This is a genomic window from Jejuia pallidilutea (assembly GCF_002973595.1).
GTDB lineage: Bacteria > Bacteroidota > Bacteroidia > Flavobacteriales > Flavobacteriaceae > Jejuia > Jejuia pallidilutea.
Map to the genome: position 1 here is coordinate 16,504 of NZ_PVEO01000017.1, position 24,387 is coordinate 40,890.

19 protein-coding genes are annotated in these 24,387 nt (G+C 33.7%); 15 read left to right on the forward strand and 4 right to left on the reverse strand.

Translation table 11 applies throughout. From position 1 onward, the window contains the following. Positions 1-8 precede the first annotated feature (8 nt). Entirely contained in the window at positions 9-2,402 is a 2,394-nt protein-coding gene (locus CLV33_RS16925) for a TonB-dependent receptor (protein ID WP_105474871.1), read from the forward strand. 12 nt (positions 2,403-2,414) lie between these two features. Beyond that, positions 2,415-2,984, forward strand: coding sequence for a type 1 periplasmic binding fold superfamily protein (locus CLV33_RS16930; protein WP_105474872.1), 570 nt, complete (start codon positions 2,415-2,417; stop codon positions 2,982-2,984). An 82-nt stretch (positions 2,985-3,066) separates the two neighbouring features. Here the strand turns inward: CLV33_RS16930 and CLV33_RS16935 are convergent, their stop codons facing one another. Next, a complete protein-coding gene (locus CLV33_RS16935) occupies positions 3,067-3,351 on the reverse strand; it encodes a hypothetical protein (RefSeq protein ID WP_105474873.1) in 285 nt (94 codons plus the stop codon). Positions 3,352-3,394: 43 nt separating this feature from the next. Further along, on the reverse strand, positions 3,395-3,982 hold the full coding sequence (folE, locus tag CLV33_RS16940; protein ID WP_105474874.1) for a GTP cyclohydrolase I FolE: 588 nt from the start codon (positions 3,980-3,982) through the stop codon (positions 3,395-3,397). Positions 3,983-4,174: 192 nt separating this feature from the next. On the opposite strand from folE, the gene CLV33_RS16945 reads away from it, so the two are divergent. The 13 genes from CLV33_RS16945 (at position 4,175) to CLV33_RS17005 (ending at position 20,576) form a co-directional block, all read left to right on the forward strand. Further along, positions 4,175-6,604: a DUF5916 domain-containing protein gene (locus CLV33_RS16945; RefSeq protein WP_105474875.1), complete on the forward strand. Its 2,430-nt coding sequence runs from the start codon at positions 4,175-4,177 to the stop codon at positions 6,602-6,604. Between the two features lie 72 nt (positions 6,605-6,676). Continuing rightward, the gene (locus CLV33_RS16950) at positions 6,677-7,342 is read left to right on the forward strand and encodes an ABC transporter ATP-binding protein (protein ID WP_105474876.1); all 666 of its coding nucleotides are present in this window, start codon (positions 6,677-6,679) and stop codon (positions 7,340-7,342) included. A 7-nt stretch (positions 7,343-7,349) separates the two neighbouring features. Continuing rightward, positions 7,350-8,114, forward strand: a complete 765-nt coding sequence (locus CLV33_RS16955; RefSeq protein ID WP_105474886.1) for a TIGR02757 family protein — start codon at positions 7,350-7,352, stop codon at positions 8,112-8,114. 48 nt (positions 8,115-8,162) lie between these two features. Then, positions 8,163-9,644: a S10 family peptidase gene (locus tag CLV33_RS16960; protein WP_105474887.1), complete on the forward strand. Its 1,482-nt coding sequence runs from the start codon at positions 8,163-8,165 to the stop codon at positions 9,642-9,644. Between the two features lie 127 nt (positions 9,645-9,771). Next, positions 9,772-10,296 carry a hypothetical protein gene (locus CLV33_RS16965; RefSeq protein WP_105474877.1) on the forward strand — a complete coding sequence of 175 codons (525 nt, stop codon included), beginning with the start codon at positions 9,772-9,774 and terminating at the stop codon, positions 10,294-10,296. A 141-nt stretch (positions 10,297-10,437) separates the two neighbouring features. Further along, a complete protein-coding gene (locus tag CLV33_RS16970) occupies positions 10,438-11,295 on the forward strand; it encodes a GIY-YIG nuclease family protein (protein WP_105474878.1) in 858 nt (285 codons plus the stop codon). Positions 11,296-11,762: 467 nt separating this feature from the next. Next, entirely contained in the window at positions 11,763-12,113 is a 351-nt protein-coding gene (rplS, locus tag CLV33_RS16975; RefSeq protein WP_042246045.1) for a 50S ribosomal protein L19, read from the forward strand. 832 nt (positions 12,114-12,945) lie between these two features. Beyond that, entirely contained in the window at positions 12,946-15,156 is a 2,211-nt protein-coding gene (locus CLV33_RS16980) for an NADP-dependent isocitrate dehydrogenase (protein ID WP_105474879.1), read from the forward strand. Between the two features lie 225 nt (positions 15,157-15,381). Further along, entirely contained in the window at positions 15,382-16,626 is a 1,245-nt protein-coding gene (locus CLV33_RS16985) for an efflux RND transporter periplasmic adaptor subunit (protein ID WP_105474880.1), read from the forward strand. A 2-nt stretch (positions 16,627-16,628) separates the two neighbouring features. After that, positions 16,629-18,002 (forward strand): ABC transporter permease, encoded by a 1,374-nt coding sequence (locus CLV33_RS16990; RefSeq protein WP_042249100.1) that lies wholly within the window; start codon positions 16,629-16,631, stop codon positions 18,000-18,002. A 35-nt stretch (positions 18,003-18,037) separates the two neighbouring features. Further along, positions 18,038-19,504, forward strand: a complete 1,467-nt coding sequence (locus tag CLV33_RS16995) for a TolC family protein (protein WP_244906455.1) — start codon at positions 18,038-18,040, stop codon at positions 19,502-19,504. A 30-nt stretch (positions 19,505-19,534) separates the two neighbouring features. Then, entirely contained in the window at positions 19,535-20,356 is an 822-nt protein-coding gene (murQ, locus tag CLV33_RS17000; protein ID WP_105474881.1) for an N-acetylmuramic acid 6-phosphate etherase, read from the forward strand. After that, positions 20,343-20,576: a DUF6095 family protein gene (locus CLV33_RS17005; protein ID WP_105474882.1), complete on the forward strand. Its 234-nt coding sequence runs from the start codon at positions 20,343-20,345 to the stop codon at positions 20,574-20,576. The genes murQ and CLV33_RS17005 overlap by 14 nt, the downstream gene beginning before the upstream one ends. A 126-nt stretch (positions 20,577-20,702) precedes the next feature. On the opposite strand, the gene CLV33_RS17010 is transcribed toward CLV33_RS17005, so the two are convergent. After that, positions 20,703-21,200, reverse strand: coding sequence for a hypothetical protein (locus CLV33_RS17010; protein ID WP_105474883.1), 498 nt, complete (start codon positions 21,198-21,200; stop codon positions 20,703-20,705). A gap of 175 nt (positions 21,201-21,375) precedes the next feature. After that, positions 21,376-23,817 (reverse strand): helix-turn-helix domain-containing protein, encoded by a 2,442-nt coding sequence (locus CLV33_RS17015; RefSeq protein WP_105474884.1) that lies wholly within the window; start codon positions 23,815-23,817, stop codon positions 21,376-21,378. Positions 23,818-24,387: the final 570 nt, after the last annotated feature.

A 24,387-nucleotide genomic window follows, 5' to 3' on the forward strand; every position in this document is an offset into this window, starting at 1 on the left:
ACAATACGATGAAATATTATTTATTGATTGTAGTATTATGTTTTACGAACATAATGCACACTCAAAACTGTACATATACTTTATTTGGTGAAGTAAAAGATTTTCATGATGGTACACCAATGTCTGGTGCTACAATTTATGTTGAAACGCTTGATAAATACCTCGCTGCTGATATTAATGGAAAATTTTCTATAAAAAACCTCTGCAACGGTAACTTAATATTAGTTGTATCTCATGTAGGATGCGACACTAAACGTTTGGAAGTAAACATAGAAGGAGACACCTACAAAGAAATTAACATGGAACACCATGTTGAAGAACTCAATGAGGTAAAAATTTCTGGAAACGCAGGAGTAAGGTTAACGAAAACCGGACAAGAAAGTGCATTAAAAACTTCTGACATTGAACGCTTTAGCGCACTAAATCTTGGAGATGCCTTAAAACAAGTAGCTGGTGTATCTTCTATTAATACCGGTAATTCCATTGTAAAGCCTGTTATAAACGGGTTGCACAGTAGCAGAATTTCTGTTGTAACCAATGGTGTATTATTACAGGACCAAGAATGGGGTATAGAGCATGCGCCAAACATCGACTTAAATTCCGCAGGAACTATAAATGTTATAAAAGGTGCCAATGCATTGGCATATAGTGGTGATGCTATTGGAGGTGTAATAGTAATGTCGCCTTCTAAAATAAGTAGAAAAGACTCTGTTTACGGAAAAACCATTATAAGCGGACAAACCAATGGCAGAGGTTATAATGTTACTTCTGCATTAACCAAAACTTGGCAAAAGGGCTGGTATATAAGCGGTCAAGCTTCGGCAAAACGTTTTGGAGATTTTAAGGCAGCAAATTATAATTTAACCAATACTGGTGTTGATACCAAAGGGTTTAACTTAAATACAGGCTTTAAAACTTTTGAAAAAGGGTTTAACATCAATTATAGCCACTTAAAAACCGAAATTGGTATATTAAGATCGGCTCATATTGGGAGTATTAACGATTTGGTAGATGCTATTAATAATGGAGAACCTATAGTAATTGAAGATTTTAGTTACGACATTAATTCTCCAAAACAAGAAATCACCCACCAAATACTAAAGGCTGAATTTTATAAACGTTTTAAAAAGTTTGGAAAGCTACAATTACAATACGATTTTCAAAACAACCAACGTTTTGAGTTTGATATTCGAAGAGGAGACGATAATAAGCCAGCGATAGATTTAAATTTAAAAACACATTACATTAAAGCCGATTTAAAGCTAGATGCTAAAACCGAGACTACGTATAATTTTGGAATTCATGCACGTTATCAGAACAATTTTGCTAATCCTGATACTGGAGTAAGGCGATTAATTCCAGATTATGATAGATATGATGTTGGTGCATACGCCATTTCAAACTTTATATTGAGCGATAATACGGTTTTAGATGTTGGTTTACGTTATGATTTTAATCGAATAAATGCCAAAAAATGGTTTTTGGAAAGCAGATGGGAAGAGCGAAATTACGATGAGGATTTCAGCGATATTATAATACAAACCGATGGTGGCCAGTTACTAGTAAACCCTGAGTATACCTTTCATAATGTATCGGTATCGGCTGGAATATTTCATAAAATTAACCAACTCCAGTCTGTTGTACTTAACTACGGCTTATCTAGACGTTCGCCAAATCCTGCAGAGTTATTTAGCGATGGCTTACACCATTCTGCCGCAAGAATAGAATTGGGAGATTTAAGAATTGAGCAAGAAAAATCGAATCGCTTTGGAGCAACGTATCAATTCAAATCTTCAAACTTATCATTAAATGTTGAGGGTTTTGTTAATTACATAGAAGATTTTATTCAAATTGTACCTTTTGGCACAGAGCAAACCATAAGAGGCGCTTTCCCTGTTTGGAACTATAGCCAAATAAATGCATTGCTTTATGGAGTTGATGTTACGGCAAATTATAAATTAAAGCAATGGAATATTAACAACAAAACTTCCTTTATTAAAGGAAGAGACACCAATGCTAAAATTGCCTTGATTGATATGCCTGCTTTTAGAACTGTTAACGCTGTAGGGTATACCAATAAAAAATGGTTGGATTTTAATGCAAATTTAGAAAGCGAGTGGGTGTTTGAGCAAAACGACTACCCAAATTTTAATTTTGAAACTTTAAATCCTACAACCCAGCAAATGGTTTTGGTAGATATAAGCACGCCTCCCCCAGCCTATCATTTAATTAATTTTAGAAGTGATATTACACTTGCATTATCAGAAAAAACAAAGTTAAATCTGGGATTCACCGTATTTAACCTATTCAACACTTCCTATAGAGAATACTTAAACAGATTAAGATATTTTGCCGATGATTTAGGAAGAAATTTTATGTTACAAATAAAGTTAAACTATTAAAAATTTAAAAGAATGAAAACATTAAAAAGAATTTTAATTTTATCACTATTAACTGGATCTTTTATTGCTTGTGATAATGATGATGATACACCAGTAATAATTAATGAGGAAGAAGTTATAACAACCATGACGGTTACCTTAACCCCTAGTGCTGGAGGCTCTGCCATTATACTTAAAACCCAAGATTTAGATGGCGATGGACCCAATGCTCCTGTTGTTACAGTATCAGGAAATTTAGCGGCTAGTACAGTATATAATGGAGTTATAGAGTTACTAGATGAGCTAGACCCCAATGATGTTGAGGATATTACAGAAGAAGTTAAGGAGGAAGACGACGAACATCAATTCTTTTTCTCTGCAACAAACGCTATTGCTACTTTTGATTATAACGATGAGGATGACGATGGCAACCCAATTGGTTTAAGTTTTACACTTACAACTGGAGCAAGTGGAACAGGAACCATTACTGTTACTCTAGTACACGAACCATTAAAAAATGCAAGTGGTGTAAGCGAAGGTAATATTGAAAATGCAGGTGGTGAAGAAGATATTGTAGCTACTTTTCCAGTAACTGTACAATAATTATATTTTATTGAAATAAAAAAATCCCTTTCTTCTGAATTTAACAGGTAGAAAGGGATTTTCTAAATATTACATTCTAGTATTATTCTGCTTCAACTTCTACAGTAATGGGCTGTTCTTTCTTTTGAAAAACATAAGTTAACAACCACATAATTGTAAACGTTGGAATAATATCAAAACCAGGAATAATTTCTTCAATAAAAGACACAAATCCTGCTATTTTTCCTTTATTGCCCTTGTACATTTTACTCATCAAATATGCTGAAGCAGGTGCCCAAACAATATCTATAAAGGTTATCATACCAATGGCATCAAATAATATACTTAAGCCAAGTTTTTTTGATTTACTTAAATTTTCTAAATGCATAGCTAATAGTTTTACTTAATTAGTACAAAAAGTATACCAATTGTTACTTCCCTATAAGCTTTAAAAACTCATTACGTGTTTCAATTTTTTCAAACTGTCCTCTAAAACCAGATGTTGTAGTAATAGAGTTTTGCTTTTGCACACCACGCATCATCATACACATATGCGAAGCTTCTATAACCACAGCAACACCTTGGGGCGTTAAAGTATCGTTTATACAATCTAAAATTTGTTCTGTTAATCGTTCCTGCACTTGTAGGCGTCTTGCAAAAACATCAACAATTCTGGGGAGTTTACTTAAACCAACAATGTAACCATTGGGAATATAAGCTATATGAACTTTACCAAAAAAAGGTAAAATATGGTGCTCGCACAACGAGTACAACTCTATATCTTTTACAATTACCATTTCGTTATAAGATTCTTTAAACATGGCACTTGTTAGTATTTCTACAGGGTCCTGCGCATACCCTTGCGTTAAAAACTGCATTGCTTTAGCAGCACGTTCTGGTGTTTTTAGTAACCCATCACGGTTGGTATCTTCACCTAAATCTTCAATAATACGCTTGTAGCGTTCTTTTATGTCTTCTGTAATCTTTGTATTGTACTCTTCTAAATTTTTGTATGGCATAGTAGTTTATATTCTAAAGTTCTAAAGTTAATTAAATTTTTATGGCTTAGTACTGTGCTTCTAAATACAACTTACTTTTTTTAACTTTTTATTAGGATTTAAAACCTTTAGCAAATTTACTTTTGTAAAATGTTACCCAAATCATAATAAATCTGATAATTTATAAAGAAATCCAATAGAAGTAATTAGAGAATGAAATATTATACAGCTTTATTATTTCTTTCATGCTTTATCTACAGTATAGCAGCACAAAATAAAAAAGTATACACCATATCCCGAACCGAAAAGCCACCAGTAATTGATGGTATTTTAAACGATAAGTTATGGGAAAACACACAAATTGCAACAGGTTTTATTCAGTTTAGACCAGATATTGGTAATACGCTTCCTGAAAACGAGCGTACAGAGGTTAAAATGAGCTATGATAATAATGCCATTTACATTGCAGCATATTTATATGATGACCCCAAACTAATTATGCGCCAGTTTAATACAAGAGATAATTTTGGACAAGCCGATTTTTTTGAAGTGGTGTTAAACCCAAATAACGACGGTATTAACGATACAAAATTCTACGTTTTTAGTTCTGGAAATCAAGCCGATGCCCTAGCAAGCTCTGGAGATAACGATTTTAGTTGGAATGCCGTTTGGGATAGCGCTGTAAAAATTAAAGATGATGGTTGGGTTGTAGAGATGAGAATACCTTATAGAACGTTACGTTTTTCTAATAAAAACGTGCAAACTTGGGGATTACAATTTCAAAGACAATTTAGAAGGTATCGCTCACAATATTCTTGGAATCCTATAGATGTAACTGTTGGTAATTCTAGCCTATACCATGGGGAACTTAGAGGACTAAAAGGTATTAAACCGCCTACGAGACTTATTTTTTACCCGTTTACCTCTGGCATTATAAATTCTTTCGACAATAAAACTGATACCGATTTTACTGTGGGTTTAGACGTAAAATATGGTATTACCGAAAACTTTACGTTAGATGCCACTTTAATACCAGATTTTAGTCAGGCAGGTTTTGATAATTTAGAGCTCAATCTAGGGCCTTTTGAACTTGCTTTTTCTGAGCAGCGCCAATTTTTTACCGAAGGTGTAGACCTTTTTAATAAAGGTGGTTTATTTTTCTCCCGTCGTGTTGGTAGTGCCCCCACAGGCAACACCTCACCAAATACTAACGAAATTGTTGTAGACAGCCCCAACATTGTTAAGGTTTTAAACGCCGTAAAAGTATCTGGTAGAACAAAAAAAGGTTTGGGCGTTGGAGTGTTCAATGCATTTACCGAACGCACAACAGCAAGTTTAAAAGATACCATAACAGGCCAATTTAGAGAAGAGGTAGTAGAGCCATTTTCCAACTACAATATTGTTGTTATAGACAAACAATTTAACCAAAACTCTTCAGTAAGCCTTATCAATACAAACGTATCACGATCTGGAAGCTTTAGAGATGCCAACGTCACTGGGTTATTAGCAGATATAACAAACAAAAGCAATACTTATAATATTGAAGGTCAAGTAAAAATGAGCCACATTACCAATATAGACGGCACTAAAACTACAGGGTACAGCACCAGTGCCAGTATAGAAAAAACACATGGTAATTTTAGATATGGTATTGCACACAACTATACAGATGCCAATTATGACATAAACGATTTGGGCCTACTCTTCAGAAATAATTTTAACAATTTAGATATTGATGTTTCATACAGAACATTTACACCTACAAAAAAATTAAATAATTATCGCATAAGCTCTTGGTTTAATATAAGAAGATTAGCCAGCCCAAATGTATATACTGGAGGCAACACAGGCATACAGTACAGAGCCACAACTAAAAGTTTACATACTTTTGGAAGTTCTGTAAATTTTGATTTTGGAAAACAATACGACTATTTTGAACCTAGACAGGAAAACCAATTTTTTGTTTTTGAAAACAGATTAACCGCAGACGCTTTTATATCATCAAATTACAATAACATATTCGCTATTGATGCTGAAATAAGAGGCAGAAGGTTTTTTGAAACGGGAAGATATTCTAAAGACTTTGGTTTTAATATTGCCCCAAGAGTGAGAGTAACCGATAAATTTCTACTTACCTATTCTTTTGATAGTGAAAAAAGAAAAAAAGATAGAGGCTATGCAACAAAATTTAACGACGAGAGTATTTTTGGAGAACGCGACAGGATAACAATAATTAATAGAATTTCAGGACGCTATAATTTTAATCCACTTAATGCATTAACACTTACGTTTAGGCATTATTGGTCTAATGTAAAATACTACGAACCCTTATACACCTTACAAGAAAATGGTAGGCTAACCCAGGAGCGTGGTATTTTAATAACCGATTTAGAAGACGATCCCAACATCAACTTCAGCACCTGGAATTTAGATTTAAACTATTCATGGCAATTTGCTCCCGGTAGTTTTTTAACGGCACTTTACAGAAATCAGCTATTTAATTCAAATGATGCTTCTACTCTAGGCTTCTATGACACTTTAGATACTTTGTTTGCCCAACCTATTCAACATACCTTTTCTTTAAGAATTCAATATTTTATAGACTATAACAACCTTATAAAAGTGGTAAAACAAACCATTTAAGGCTAACCAAAGTATTTATAATTGCGCAATAGTTCTTAAAACAGTAAATTTCCATTTTTTTAGGAATTTAATATGATTAAAGCGAAAAACATACACAAATATTACGACGATTTACACGTTTTAAAAGGCGTAGATATTGAAGTTAAAAAAGGCGAAATCGTTTCAATAGTTGGTGCTTCTGGTGCCGGCAAAACTACTTTGTTACAAATTTTAGGAACATTAGACAAAGCATCAAAAACCGAAGATTTTAGTCTTCTTATTAATAATTATGAAGTTAAATCTTTAAAAGACAAAGCTTTAGCAAAATTTAGAAACGAGCATATTGGCTTTATTTTTCAGTTTCACCAACTACTCCCAGAATTTACAGCTTTAGAGAATGTATGCTTACCAGCATTTATTAAAGGCACAAAAAAGGCCGATGCCGAAATACGTGCAAAAGAATTATTGGATTTTTTAGGATTATCGCACCGTTACAACCATAAACCAAACGAACTATCTGGTGGTGAACAACAGCGCGTTGCCGTGGCTAGAGCCTTGGTAAACAACCCAGATTTAATCTTTGCAGATGAACCTTCGGGAAATCTAGATAGCGAATCTGCCGAAAACCTCCATAATTTATTCTTTAAATTAAGAGACGAATTCGGGCAAACCTTTGTTATTGTTACACATAACGAAGAACTTGCTGATATGGCCGACAGAAAATTGGTTATGGTAGATGGTTTAATTGTTAACCAATAATGTGCTTTTGAAAAAAACCGAACTTAAAGATTTTCTAAACGCCAAAGTTATTCAATACAATAACCCCAAATTTATTGAAAGCGACCCGATACAGATTCCCCACAAGTTTATAAAAAAAGAAGATATTGAAATTTCGGGGTTTTTAACCGCAACCATAGCTTGGGGCAATCGTAAAAGTATTATTAATAATGCCAATAAATTAATGCAATTGTTAGATAATTCGCCTTACGATTTTGTTTTAAACCATTCCGAAACCGATTTACAAAAACTACACCCTTTTGTTCATCGCACCTTTAATGGCGACGATTGCATTCAATTTATAAAATCATTGCAGCATATTTATAAAAAACATGGTGGATTGGAAAACGTATTTTTTAATAATGCAGAAAAAAACACATTACAGAACTCAATTTCAGAATTTAAGCGTATTTTTTTTGAAATTGAACATTTACCACGCACACAAAAGCATGTAAGCGATCCTTTAAAAAATTCGGCAGCTAAACGTATTAACATGTATTTACGTTGGATGGTAAGAAACGATAATACAGGTGTAGATTTTGGTATTTGGCAGAACCTTTCCCCTAGCCAATTATCATGTCCGCTCGATGTACACTCAGGGAATGTTGCCCGAAAACTAGGCCTACTAAAACGAAAACAAAACGATGGAAAGGCTCTTGCTGAGTTAGATAAAAATCTAAGAAAATTAGATGCAAAAGACCCCGTAAAATATGATTTTGCATTATTTGGCCTTGGCGTTTTTGAAGGATTTTAACATTTGATTTTATTATCTTTAAACAAAATAAAATATTATATGAAACACATGTCTATCCTACTATTTTTTACTTTATCATTAGTAATAGTTAATGCGCAAACCAGAAAAATACCTGTTGATACATTTATAGTAACCAACCACTCGGTAAATATTAAAGGCCAACAAGTATCGTACAAGGCTAGTACAGGTACACAACCCGTTTGGAATAAAAAAGGAGAACCAACAGCAACCTTATTTTATACCTATTACGAACGCAATAATGTTAAAAATAAAGCTGAAAGACCTTTGGTTATTTCCTTTAACGGTGGCCCTGGTTCTGCCTCGGTATGGATGCATATTGCTTACACAGGACCAAAAGTTTTAAATATTGATGACGAAGGCTACCCAATTCAACCCTATGGCGTAAAAGATAATCCAAATTCCATTTTAGATGTAGCAGATATTGTTTATGTAAACCCAGTTAACACAGGGTATTCTAGACTGGTAGAAGATAACGATGGCAAATTGCCAGAACGCGATAATTTCTTCGGAATTAATGCAGATATAAAATACCTCGCAGAATGGATAAATACATTTGTAACTAGAAAAAACCGCTGGGAGTCACCAAAGTATATTATTGGCGAAAGTTATGGTGGCACGCGTGTTATGGGGCTTGCAAAAGAACTACAAGACAACCAATGGATGTACTTAAATGGTGTAATTTTAGTGAGTCCAGCAGATTATAAATTGTACAATACCAACCAACCAGTATATTCTGCATTAAACCTACCCTATTACACAGCTGCTGCATGGTATCAAAAAGTATTACCAAATCCTCTACAGCAAAAAGATTTGTTAGATATTTTACCAGAAGCCGAAAATTTTGCCATAAATACCCTAATGCCAACTTTAGCAAAAGGAGGTTTTGTTTCAGAAAGCGAAAAACAAAATGTTGCCGAAAAAATGGCATACTATTCTGGCTTGAGTAAAACATCTATTTTACAATATAATTTAGATGTGCCTACACGTTTTTTCTGGAAAGAATTGTTACGCAACAAAACCGGACAAACCATTGGGCGTTTAGATTCTAGATATTTAGGAATAGATAGAACAGAGGCTGGAACGAGTCCAGATTACAGTGCAGAATTAACATCGTGGTTACACTCCTTTACACCTGCCATAAATTATTATTTAAGAGAACACTTAAAGTTTAAAACAGATGTAAAATACAACATGTTTGGGGATGTACACCCTTGGGATAGACGTAACGATAATGTTCGCGAAGGGTTGCGACAAGCCATGGCACAAAACCCATATTTAAAAGTTTTAATACAATCTGGCTATTACGATGGCGCTACCACCTATTTTGGCGCTAAATATACTATGTGGCAAGTAGACCCTAGCGGCAAACTAAAAGACCGTTTTACGTTTAAAGGTTACAGAAGCGGCCACATGATGTATTTGCGTAACGAAGATTTAATAAAAGCCAATGACGATTTACGCGAGTTTATTAATAATTCTTTAAGTAATGGAAAGGCTGCTAAATATTAGTTTTTATTTAAAAAACATCGAACTTAGCTAAATAATTAATATAAGTCGCTTTTAATGAGCCATATAGAAGTTTTCAAACTATGTATATTCGCTAGTTGGCGTGCAATTTGAAAAACAGAACTCAAAATTGAAAACTAGAATAATAATTTTATTTTTAATCGGTTTAATAAATCTTGGATTTGGGCAAAATCGCAAAACAAGAGATTATGCTTCTTATTATTCAAAGAATATCGGTGTTGGATATAGCTATAGTTATGGAGATACAACTGAAGAGAATTATCACATCCTTGACATTGGATTTAATGAATCATTTTTTGGAGGAATGCACGGAGGAGGATTACAATATGGAATTGGTTCTGAGGTCATCTTAAGTGCTGATAAAATAACAATCGGTCCAAAAATCAGCGGATTTTTTTGTTATACCTTCATAGTTATGGGTGCTGAGTTAGTTACATACACCGACTTCAATAATTGGAGTTTAAGGTTGGTTCCTTTCTTTGGAATTGGTGGTGAAAAATTTAAACTGACTATGAACCCACATGTAATTATAACTAATAAGAATTTCCAACCTATGGACGGACTTGTAAATCTATCTATTAATTTGAGTTTGAAAAGAAAAAAAATAGAAAAAACTGCACCTAACAAAGTATAGGAAATAATGCTTAAATTTATTCCTAAATCAAAAGGCTAGTGCGCATTTGTTCTCTCTGATTTTCCTTCGGAAAATCCTCGTACACAAACACGCAACTTTCCTTATACATAACCGTTGGCGCGCATTCAAAAATAGAACTTTATGAAAAAATTTGGAAGGACAATTAAGTTGTTTCTTATCGATGGAGAACCTAATGGAAGAATGACTTGTGAACTTTCAAATTGGACAGGAAAAGCATATAAAATTCCTAGAATAATGATTAAAGAATCTTATTCACGTGAAGATTTACAAAGTCCAGGGATTTACTTATTATTTGGAGAAAACGAAGACGGAAAAGGATTAGTCTACATTGGAGAAGCTGAAACTATAATTGATAGACTAAAACAACACGTTGCTCAGAAAGAATTTTGGTCTGAAGTTATTCTATTCATAAGCAAAGACGAAAATCTAAATAAAGCACATATAAAATATTTAGAAAGTCGTTTATATGAGATAACTAAAAAAATTAATCATTACGAGTTAGAGAATAATACAATTCCCGCAAAATCATCAATATCTGAATCTGAAATTGCTGAAATGGAAGAATTTATTGAAAATATAAAATTGCTTACAAACACTTTAGGTCATAGAGTATTTGAAACCTTAGTAAGTGCAGAAGCTAATAAGGCAAAAAAAACGAATACTTTCTACATTAAAGCTGCAAGAGGAGCAAACGGAATTGGAATCCCAAGTTCAAAAGGATTTATAGTTTTCAAGAATAGTGAAGTAGCAACAAGCACAACCGAGTCAATGCAGAAATCATTAATTAACATTAGGAAAAGAATAATTGAAAACAAAACAATAATAAAATCCGAAAATGGACTTGTATTTGATAAAGATTATGAATTTTCTAGTCCTTCAACCGCTGCCGCTATTCTAATGGGACGAAATGCGAATGGACTTAAAGAATGGAAATTAAAAAGTGGAAAGACTCTAAAAGAATACGAAACAACTGAATAAAAAGAACTACTGCTAACAATGGACATAAATAATTACTTGTTATCTCCTAATTCAGAAAGTACTCACGGATTTTAGTTTAATGTGTACCTGTCTGTCGGCAGGCTTTCAAAATTAAACGCTAAACTACGCAACTACTCAATGCCGAGGCCGTTTAAAAGTGCCTCTCGCCAAAACAAATCAAACTTACACATTAAAAAAAAGACCTTAGTAAATTAGCTTACGTTAAAAGATTACAGAAGAAAGCCCAAGGCAATAAACGGGCAAGGACTTGTAACAAAAAGCCTACACCTGCTTTTTATAGCGGCGTAACCTGCCCTTCTAACGCTGGTAGTCAAACGCCCACATAAAAAATAAATTTATTAATTGCGCATTATGAATTATTAGCTATATTTGCAGCCAATTTCGGGTTAACCTCTGGCGAAAATCGTGAATGTTGTTTCGAATCAACTATTTTTAAATATAAAGAAATGGAATCTTTAGTAAAATTTGTTCAAGACGAATTTGTAACAAAAAAGGACTTACCAAAGTTTAGTGCTGGTGACACAATTACTGTTTATTACGAAATTAAAGAAGGTAGTAAAACACGTACCCAGTTTTTTAGAGGCGTAGTAATACAAAGAAGAGGCTCTGGGGCTTCTGAAACGTTTACCATTAGAAAAATGTCTGGATCTATTGGTGTAGAGCGTATTTTCCCAGTAAACTTACCTGCTTTACAAAAAATTGAAATCAACAAACGTGGAAAAGTACGTCGTGCACGTATTTACTACTTTAGAGGTCTTACAGGTAAGAAAGCAAGAATTAAAGAAAGTAGACACTAGAATTTATTCTAGCAATAAGAGTAACAAGAGCCTAGGTTTTAAATCTAGGCTTTTTTTATTAACAAAAGTTGATAACAACTGTTTATAACCGGTTGATATATAATTTGTTATAAAATTTGGAATAACATGTGTTTTGTAGTATCTTAGTAAAAGAATAAATGATAACGCTTTAGTTTTATCAAAATTCTGTTAAAGTAACGTTCTTTACATATTATTGTTTTTCTAGGTTTTTTTAACATGCACAACATGATAAACTAAAACCATAAGGTTGTAAATTATTCGAATCAGCGTAAATTGCTACATGAATATGCAACTAAAAGCTTACTAAGGCAGCTCTTAAAAAAGTGCGTTCTTAAGCAATGTTTGGTCGAGGCAAATCCACTAAGTGTATTTTATATCCAAACATAAAGAAAAACAATCTACTGAAACATAGATAGTGATAGGTCAATACATTTTGAAAATCACATTAATATGTTTCATTGAGGTAATTGGATTTGAATTGAAAAGATTTAAGCAAATGCTTAAATTAATTTTAGTTGTAACACTAAAATACATCACGTCACGTTATCTCAAAAAAGCCATGTCAGAATAGATTTAATTCTATAGTGATATGGCTTTTGTTTTTTTATTACTTTAATATTCCTATTCTTGATAAATTCTTATATGCTAAAGAATTTATTAAAATTATCCTAAATGTATAGGTTTTAGGTACTTTTCATTAATTTTAGCTTCTTTTATAAATACCAATTTTTGTATATTCGCAATCGCTAAAAACAAAACATCTTTTCATAACGCTTTTTAGCTGTACAACTATTAAAAAAAACCGACACACATGTCTAAAATTATTTATACTAAAACCGATGAGGCTCCAGCTTTAGCTACGCGTTCTTTACTACCTATTGTTAAGGCTTTTACAAAATCTTCTGGAATTGATATTGAAACTAGGGATATATCCCTAGCTGCCAGAATACTAGCAGTATTTCCAGATTTTTTAAATGAAGACCAACGTGTTTCAGACGATTTGGCAATACTTGGTGAAATGGCTAAACAGCCAGAAACCAATATTGTAAAATTACCAAATATTAGTGCCTCTGTACCTCAGTTAAAAGGCGCCATAAAAGAACTGCAAGCCAAAGGTTTTGGTATACCAGATTACCCAAACACGCCCACGAATGAAGTTGAAAAAGATATAAAGTCGCGTTATGATAAAATTAAGGGTAGCGCAGTAAACCCTGTACTCCGTGAAGGAAATAGTGATAGACGCGCACCTAAAGCTGTAAAAAATTACGCTAAGAAAAACCCGCACAGCATGGGTGAATGGTCTAGCGATTCTAAAACACACGTAGCAACAATGAGCCATGGCGATTTTGCGCACAACGAAAAATCTGTTACGCTTAGTGAAGCAACAACTGTTAGTATAGAACATACTGATAACAGTGGCAATACTACTGTGTTAAAGCACAGTTTCCCTATTTTAAAAGGAGAAATTATTGATGCTTCTGTAATGAGTAAAAAAGCGTTGCTTAACTTTTTTGAAAATGAAGTTGCCGATGCCAGAGCAAAAGGACTTTTGTTTTCTTTACACATGAAAGGCACGATGATGAAGGTTAGCGACCCAATTATATTTGGTCATGCCGTAAAAATATTTTTTAAAGGTATTTTTGAAAAATATGGATCCCTATTTGAAGAACTTGGTGTAAATGTTAACTCTGGTTTGGGCAACCTTTTAGAGCGCATCCAAGAATTACCAGAAGATAAGCGTAAAGCTATTGAAGCTGATATAGAAGCCACTTACGCTAAAGGCCCAGGCATTGCCATGGTAAACTCAGATAAAGGCATTACAAACTTACATGTACCTAGTGATGTAATTATCGATGCCTCTATGCCAGCTATGATTCGTACTTCTGGTAAAATGTGGAACGCCAAAGGCGAATTACAAGAAACTAAAGCTGTAATTCCAGATAGTAGCTACTCTGGCGTTTATGCAGCAACCATAGATTTTTGCAAAAAACATGGTGCTTTCGATCCCACTACCATGGGAACTGTACCCAATGTTGGCCTAATGGCTCAAAAGGCTGAAGAATATGGGTCTCACGACAAAACTTTTGAAATACCTGCAAACGGTACTGTAAAAGTAATTGATGATTCTGGTAACGTATTACTACAACACCAAGTAGAAGAGGGTGATATTTGGCGTATGTGCCAAACTAAAGATGCACCAATACAAGATTGGGTAAAATTAGCAGTAACTCGCGCAAGAGCTTCGCAAACTCCCGCTGTATTTTGGCTTAATGAAAATAGAGCACACGATGCAGAATTAATAAAAAAAGTAAATACCTATTTAAAAGATCATGATACTTCTGGTTTAGATTTAAGAATTTTAGCGCCAGAAGAAGCTACTTTATTTACTTGCAAAAGGTTAAAAGATGGTAAAGATACCATTTCGGTTTCTGGAAATGTGTTACGCGATTATTTAACAGACCTATTTCCTATTTTAGAAGTGGGTACAAGTGCTAAAATGCTATCTATTGTCCCATTAATGAATGGTGGAGGTTTGTTTGAAACAGGTGCTGGAGGTTCTGCACCAAAGCACGTGCAACAATTACTTGAAGAAAACCACTTACGTTGGGATTCTTTAGGAGAGTTTTTAGCGTTAGCAGTTTCATTAGAGCATTTTAGTGAAGTAAACAACAATGCAAAAGCAAAAATTTTAGGTAAAGCCTTAGACGATGCTACCGATAAACTTTTAGAAAATAAAAAAGGCCCTTCGAGAAAAGCTGGCGAGTTAGATAACAGAGGCAGCCATTTTTACCTTGCCATGTATTGGGCACAAGAGTTGGCAAAACAAAATGAAGATGCCGATTTAAAAGCAGAGTTTTCTAAAATTGCTAAAGCCTTAGAAGACAACGAAGAAAAAATTGTAACCGAACTCATAGAGATTCAAGGACACCCAACCGATATAGGTGGTTATTATGAACCTGATGAGGATTTAACCAATAAAGTTATGCGTCCTAGTAAAACGTTTAATTCTATTTTAAATTAAAAAACAATATTTAAAAAATATAAAAGCTCCTTAATAAAAAGGGGCTTTTTTTGTACATCTCATTTTTATAAAACTAATTTCAAGGCATTCAGTAAGGTATGTTTTTTGATGCTTAATTATGATTAAGCATTTAAATTCTAAATATTTATCAGTAGTTTATCTTATTTGTAGGTATTATACTCTTTTTTTAATTACATTTACTATCATCAATCAAAAAAATAAATTATGTCCAAAAAACGACTTATAATTATTGGTGCAATAATTGTAGCTCTTATTGCATCCTATTCCCTTTTTGGAAATTCCAACGATGAAAACTCCCCCATTACCACTCAAGTTATAAAAGGTCAGTTTTTAAATGAAGTCATTATATCAGGAGAAGCACAATCTACAAGTTCAAAAAAAATTATGGGCCCTACAGGTGCAAGAAGATATCAAATATATCAGCTTAAAATTCAAGATCTTATTCCAGAAGGTACCATAGTTAAAAAAGGAGACTACGTAGGTAAATTAGATCCTTCAGAAATAAATGCAAAAATTCTTGATGCACAGTTAAATTTAGAAAATGCACAATCTAAATATATACAAGAACAACTTGATACCACGCTAACCTTAAAACAAGAACGTAATACGGTAAAAGATTTACAATTTAAAATTGAAGAAGACAAACTAGAGCTAGAACGTTCTATTTACGAACCTCCAGCCACCATAAGGTCTCTTGAAATAAGTGTAGAAAAAACCGAACGTAATTTAAAAGAAAAAAAGGCAGATTATTCAATTAAAAAAAGACAAGCCGACGCTAAAATGATTGAAGTTGGTACGGAAGTTTCTAAAATAAAAAAACAAATTGAGGCCCTTACAGAATTGCAAAACCAATTTACCATTCGCTCCCACGATGATGGTATGGTTACTTATATTAAAGACTGGAATGGCAACAAAATAAAAGTAGGTGCCAGTGTTTCTACTTGGGAGCCTGCCATTGCGAGCTTACCCGATTTAACCAAAATGGAATCTAAAACCTATAGCAATGAAGTCGATATTAGAAAAATAAAAAAAGATCTGCCTGTAAAAGTTGGGTTTGATGCTTTTCCCGATATAGAATTGGATGGTGTAGTTACAGATGTAGCCAACGTTGGTGAAAATAAAAAAGGATCAGATATTAAATTGTTTCAGGTATTAATAAAATTGAACAACACTAACGAAAACATAAGACCTGGGATGACAACTTCAAATAGAATTTTAACACATACCGAAAATGATGTGTTAATGATTCCACTAGAAGCTGTTTTTACAAAAGATTCTATAACGTTTGCCTATGTAGAATCTGGCTATTCCATCCAAAAAAGGCAAATTGAACTAGGCTTATCCAATAATGAAGTTGTTATAATAAAAAAAGGATTAGAAGAAAATGAAACGGTTTATTTAAACAAACCTGAAGACCAAGAAGATAAAAGTATAACGCTATTAAAATAATAATGATAGATAAAATACTTTTAGAAAAACTAAAATCTAATTTTAAAGAAGCATTTTGGTTTATTAAAACCAATAAAGTAAGAACTTTTTTAACTGCACTGGGCATTATTTTTGGTGTAGCTTCGGTTATTACAATGTTAGCTATTGGAAATGGTGCAGAAAAAGAAATTTTAGCACAACTAGAACTTGTAGGAGTTAATAATATTGTAGTTACACCTATACCCGACAAACCAGAAGAATCTTCTACAAGCGAGGAAGAAAACAATAAAGAAGAAACAAAAAAATTCTCTAAGGGTCTTGATATTTTAGATACTCAAAGCATAGAAAAGTACATACCATCGGTTAAACTCGTTAGTCCTGAAATTATATTAGATACTTATGTAATAAACAATGGTAGACAAAATTCGGTAAAACTTGTTGGTATTTCCCCTACTTTTTTTAGTGTTTCAAACATACAAATAGAAAAAGGCTCTAAATTTAATAGGTATCAAATAGAAAATGCCCTGCCTGTTTGTGTTATTGGAAAAAAAGTTGAAAAAAAATTATTTACTGGCCAAAGTGCTTTAGGTAAGCATATTAAAGTTAAAGATGTTTGGTTGCAGGTAATAGGAGTTATTGAAGAAAAATTAATTTCAGACAAAGCTCAGGAAAATCTTGGGATAAGAGATCTTAATCAAGACATCTATATACCAATAAAAACTTTTTTAGTTAGGTACAGAGATAGAAAAATAATTACCGATAAAGAGCAAGAAAACACAGGAGGCTTTATTGTTTTTGGAGGTGGTGAGCAAAACGGACCAAAACAGAAAATTCCCAGAGGTAATTATCATCAAATAGATAAATTAACGGTACAGGTTTCAAATTCAAATGAATTAAAAGCTACAGCTGAAGTATTAAGCAAAATGCTAAAACGAAGGCATAATGATGTACTGGATTTTGAAATTCAAATTCCTATACAATTGCTTAAACAACAACAAAAAACCAAACAAATATTCAATATAGTATTAAGTATAATTGCTGGTATTTCATTATTAATAGGCGGTATAGGTATTATGAATATTATGCTAGCTTCTGTTTTAGAGCGCACAAAGGAAATAGGTATAATTCGTGCTATAGGAGCTACCGAGGAAGATGTAATTTTGCAATTCCTGTCAGAATCAATATTAATTAGCGTTGGAGGCGGTATTGTTGGAATTTTTCTTGGAATAGTTGGAGCGTATATCATTGAATTTGTATCTGGTATAGAAACTGTTCTATCACTAAACTCCATCCTACTATCGTTCTTCATAGCAGTAATTGTTGGACTAATATTTGGCATTTTTCCTGCCAAATCGGCTGCTAATAAAAGACCAATAGAAGCACTTAGGAATGAATAAAATAAGTATATCATCAATCAAATAAAACCAAGCTTTTGAAAACTAAAACACTCCTACTCTTCGTCATTGTTATTTTTCCCTTGCTCTTGTTTTCTCAATCAAAAATAATAACTCTAAAAGAAGCTATAAATATCGCTCAAAAAAAATCACCCGATTATAAAATAAACTTAAACCAAAACCAAAGAAACTATTGGAGGTTTAGAAATTATAAAGCCAGTTTTTTACCAGAATTAAGGCTTACTGCTACTTTGCCAGAATACAGAAACCAAGTACGAAGAATAACTAACGATGCGGGTCAGGATATTTTTGTAAACCAAAACCAATTATTAATTGAAGGAGGCCTATCTATATCGCAAAGTGTACCTTATACTGGCGGTATACTTTCTATAAATACAAATTTAGAACGTGTAGAATTATTTGGGCTAGATGATAATATTGGGTATTCCATAATTCCTTTTACTGTTAGATATTTTCAAAATTCCCTATTGTTTAACCCTTTTAAATGGGACAAAAGAATTGAACCTTTAGTTTACGAAGAATCTAAAAGGGAATTTGTTGAAAACATGGAACGTATTTCTGTAAGTACGTCTAGTAGATATTTCCAGTTGCTTAAAGCACAAAAACAATTAGAGATTGCAGAAACAAACCTTTCTAACCAGGATACGCTATACAAAATTGCCCAGGGCAGATTTAAAATGGGAAAAATTGCAGAAAACGATTTGTTACAAATGGAATTAACCCTTTTAAACTCACGCAATAATGTTACTTCAAATCAAATAGAATTAAAAAGAACTTCGCAAAACTTAGCAAGATACTTAGAACTAGACAGCGAAAACATTGAACTGGCCGTACCTGAAGAATTAACACTTTTTGATGTCGACATTGATAAAGCCCTAGAAGAAGCACAACAGAATAGAAAGGCTGTTATAGAGTTTAGAAGAAGGCGTTTAGAGGCCGAAAAAGAAGTTGCATTTCAAAAAGGCAATAATAGACTAAACATTGGTATTGTAGCAAACTTTGGGATATCTAATAATGGGGATGATTTTAATAACCTATTTAATAACTTTAATAAACAACAAAATGTATCTGTATCTCTTGGCATTCCTATTTTTGATTGGGGTGTTTCTAAATCTCGCATAAGAATGGCTCAAGCAGATTTAGATTTAACCAACAACAATATCAATCAAGACATACAGGAATTTGAGCAGGAGATATATCTCCATGTATTAAATTGGTCTAACCAAAGAGAGTTTCTTTTAACTGCTGAAAAGGCTAAGGAAGTAGGCCAAAAACGATACGATATCTCAAAAAAAAGATACATTTTAGGAAAGATTACAATTACAGATTTAAACATTGCGCTTCAAGAAAAAGACCAAGCTATATTTCAATATCTAAATTCACTTCAAAAATTTTGGCAAGATTATTACATTTTGCGACAACTAACCTTGTATGATTTTATTAAAGATAAGAAAATAGATGTTGAAGACATACTTTATGATTAAAAAGTGTGTATTTATTCATACTTTTGAAGTATGAGTTTCATTAAAACTACCGAGCAAGATTCTAACCATAATCATCTAGAAAAGATGAGTGTTTTAGAACTTCTGAAAAACATTAATAACGAAGATAAAACCGTACCAATTGCCGTTGAAAAAGCGTTACCTCTAATTGAAGCTTTAGTAGCTCAAGTAGTAAAAAAACTTAAGGAAGGCGGACGCTTATTTTATATGGGAGCTGGCACAAGTGGTAGATTAGGTATTGTTGATGCCTCTGAATGTCCTCCTACCTTTGGGGTATCTCACAATTTAGTTATTGGAATAATTGCTGGCGGAGACTCAGCTATTAGAAAAGCTGTTGAATTTGCAGAAGATTCAATCTCCCAAGGGTGGAAAGATTTACAGGAATATAACATAAACTCTAATGACGTTGTAGTAGGTATTGCTGCATCTGGCACTACTCCTTATGTTATTTCTGCTTTAGAAAAGTGTAATGAAAACAATATTATCACAGGCTGTATTACTTGTAATCATAATAGTCCATTATCGCAAGTATCAAAATATCCTATAGAGGTGGTTGTTGGTCCTGAGTTTGTTACAGGAAGTTCTAGAATGAAGGCCGGTACTGCCCAAAAACTAGTTTTAAATATGATTACTACAGCTACCATGATCCAACTAGGCCATGTTAAAGGCAACAAAATGGTTGATATGCAATTAAGCAACAACAAACTTGTAGATAGAGGTACCAAAATGATAATGGCCGAAATAAATGTTTCTGAAACTGAAGCATTAAAATTACTAAACCAATACAAAAGCGTACGCAACGCCATAAAATATTATAAAAATGGAAGAAAATAGAACTGATAAAAAAGAATTATTTAAAGGTATTAAAACCATGGTATTTGCGCTATTGAGCTTGTTTATGGGACCTATTTTATTAAGTTTTGCATTTAGTAAACCAAATGATAAATTATATTTACCGCTTCTTATTATTGGTTGTGCTATTTGTGCAATGGCAGTGTTTTTGATGTTTAAAGGTATTAGAACAATCATGGGAAGTATGTTCAAAAAGAAATAACTAACTTTTTACAGAATGTTGGTTCGAGTGATTTCTAGTCTTGACTAAATAATATTAAGAACCTTTAACTTTCAAAAATATTACTTTTGTCAGGTATATCGAGTCAATACCTAAACTAAGTGAAACCTACTCCTCTAAAATCTGCTTTGGTGTAGTGGGATTATAGCCAAAATCACTATCGTTAATCACAATACCCAAACTATCAAAAATATAATTGATAATCGCGTAATGATGAATCGTGTGACTGTTCGCCTGAGCTAACAACGCCCCATAAGTATAAGGAATCTCCGTTTTACCCAAACCTAAATCATCAGTTACTAAAACAGCTTCTTCCATATTGAAAGTTATTAAATTTAAACTTCCAAGAATATCGGATAGATAATCCTGCGCACATCCACAATCACATTCTACTGCTTTATTCCTACTTCTAGCAGTTAAATCAACTTTACCATCTTTAGCGTTAAGAATACAATCGTAAAAATCTAGTATATGCCTTATGTGGCAACCAATACTGGAATAATAGGGAGACACTGAAGCGTCGCATAATTGCGCGTTAGATAAGTTGCCTAATAATATTTGGGATTTTTGAAGTGTTTTAAGTGTAGATTGGATAATTAAATTCATGGACACTAAAGTAACTAAATATTTTTAAATTAAAACTAGATGATGCTTTAGTCTAAAGTCTTGTTACTCCTTACAAAAAAATTACAATCCTCCGGATTTGAGACTTTATTAGTTACCAGTTGTTAATCTTTAGTTGTTTGTTGTTCAGGATTTAGGTTTTGGCATTTAGAGTTTCTCATTGGGAGTTTGACAATTCATTTAAAACCAACCTTAACTCACCATAACTATACTTATCATCCAACTGATGTTTTAAGTCCGACAGATTCTCAAAAGTTTTTTCTGGAATTATCACTTTTAATTCTTTATAATGTTTGGCTGACATTAAATCGGTAATCTTCACTTTACCAGAAGATATAAAACTTGCTAAATGCCCAATAATAGTATTTGTATTCAATTCCCGAATATCAGCAATCTCCTCCACTGTTTTACCAGATTCAAACAAGGCTAAAGACTCCTTCTTAGTATCCCCTTTTTTGGGCTTAGGCTTTGGTGCTTCAAAAAATTCTACATCAGGAGATGTTTCAATATCATGCGCCTTACAATAATCGCGAATTACCTTCAAAATAGCGTCACCATACTTCCCCACACGTCTTTTGCCCATACCATTTACCTCTAGCAACTCCTGTTTTGTAGTCGGTAAAGTTTCACACATTTCATAAAGCGTTTTTTGAGAAAAAATTTGATAATGAATTAAATCCTGTTCCTCCGCAATATCATTACGCAATAAACGTAACGTTTCAAATAGCTCTACATTACTAGTACCATCAATAACAGTTTTTCGTTGCTTTTTTGGTTTCTCTTTCCCAGAAAACACCGATTTTGCCCGTAACTCCAAAAATCTGGTTGTATTAAATCCACTAACCATACCTTTAAAATACAGTACTTTAATAGTTAGCAAATCCTCAAAATCATATAATTGTTTGGTTATGTCGGCACCTATAGCTTGGTTATCCGTTGTAAAAGCAAAAGTTTTTAAAGACTCTAAGATCTTTGTTTCAGTTTCTGTATTAAAATAAGCTATCGCTTTTCTAAAGCGCTCTTGTATTACAGCACTGTCTTCCGCTAAACCTTCATTTACAGATAATTGTTTTAGCTGCGCATTAAACCCATTAGCAACTTTCAAAAAGTTTGTGATACAATCTTTTATGGGTAAAAAAGTAGCTTCAATAGGGCCTTCAATAATAGTTCTATTTTTGTAATACACATCCAGAATTCTATTCAGCGAATGTAAAAACCCGTAAAACTCAAAAATCTCTGCAATTAAATCCAACTGAAACTCCTGCTGAGAATCCTTTAAAACCTGTTCATCTGGCGCATTTTCTTCTGCTTCTGCATTAAAACGCGATACATTATCATCACTTATAATTTGGTTAGCGTGTATTTTACTCTTCAACACCAAACCCTCCAAAGTTTTACACCTACTCAACGCCACATAAGTTTGCCCGTGTGCAAAGGCACTACCAGCATCAATAATAGCTTTTTCAAACGTTAAACCCTGGCTTTTATGAATGGTAATACTCCACGCTAAACGCAAAGGGATTTGGGTATACGAGCCAATTTTTTCTTCGGTAATCGCCTTAGTCTCAGTATCAACAGAATAGTTAATATTCTCCCAAACCTCAGGTGTTACAATAATATTAAAATCATCATCAGGACAATGCACTAAAACTTCATTTGCATCCAAATGCTTTACCTTACCAATCTTGCCATTAAAATAGCGCTTCTCTGGGCTACTATCGTTTTTTACAAACATCACCTGCGCGCCTACTTTCAACTTTAAATCTACAGCATTTGGATAAGCATATTCAGGAAATTTTCCGTCAACTTTAGCAGTGTATGTAAATGTTTTACCCTTTAAGTTAGCTAACTCCTCCCTATTTACAGTTTCAGCTTTGTTATTATGTGTAGTTAACGAAATATAACCAGCATCAGACTCTGGTTTAAAATCAGGGATATACCGTTTATTCAATTCCGCGGCCACCTCTTCAGTAAGCGAATTCGTTCTTATGGAACTTAAAATATCTATAAACTTAGGGTTTTCCTGCCGGTAAATATGCTGTAACTCAATGGTAATCGCATTACAATCCCTAAACGCATTACTACTAAAAAAGAAACCATTAGTATACACTTGCTTCAGCAAATCCCATTCCTGTTCCTTTATCACGGGAGATAGTTGTTGCAAATCACCAATCATCAACACCTGCACTCCACCAAACACTTTATTTCGGTTTCTAAAACGTCGCAAGGTGCGATCAATCCCATCCAGTAAATCGGCGCGCACCATACTAATCTCATCTATCACCAAGAGATCCATACTCTTAATAATATTAATTTTAGTCTTACTAAATCTGCGGTTAAACCCCTTATTTAAATTCAAATCCGCTTCCGGTAAAATAGGACCAAAAGGCATCTGAAAAAACGAATGTATTGTTACACCCTTAGCATTAATCGCCGCCACACCAGTAGGTGCTACCACCACCAACCGTTTTAAGCTATGCATCTTCAAACGGTGTAAAAACGTTGTTTTACCAGTCCCTGCCTTACCAGTTAAAAAAATAGAACGATTGGTATGGTTTACAAACGCCCACGCCAATTCCAACTCCTTATTCTCTGCCATTAATACTCCAAAAATTTAAAAGATGAAGATACTGAATAGAATAATTTTTTGGGCGGGTTTTTTAAAAAAAAGTAAGAACCGCGCTATCCGCTATTAGTTCTGGCCCGGTGCCCGCCCCCCAAAAAAGCTGGCCACTGCTATCGCTCGCGCACCTACCGGCCAAAGCCTGTGCAGAACCACGACGCACCTTCTGCTTGCCGACCTCAGGCAGGTAAGCACTGCGGAGCGGTCCCGTGGACACGGGCGCTATATTTGCACTGTCCCAATTTCTACGGGTTGGTGGGTACCGAGCTACAGGAAATCTCAAATTTGAGAATAAAAACAAAAAAAACCTTCACTAAATAAATTAATGAGGGGAACCTAAAAAGGCGGCGACCTGTTCAATGACTGCCTGTGCATACAAGCGCAGCGCAGTATAAACAGTTGCAGGAATTAATCACGCCCTAGGCGTGGCCCTCCGTAAATTATTTCGAACAAAAAAAGAGCCTAACTACATATGTAATTAGACTCTTCCAAAAAAGGCGGCGACCTACTCTTCCACAAGTGCAGTACCATCGGCGCTAACGGGCT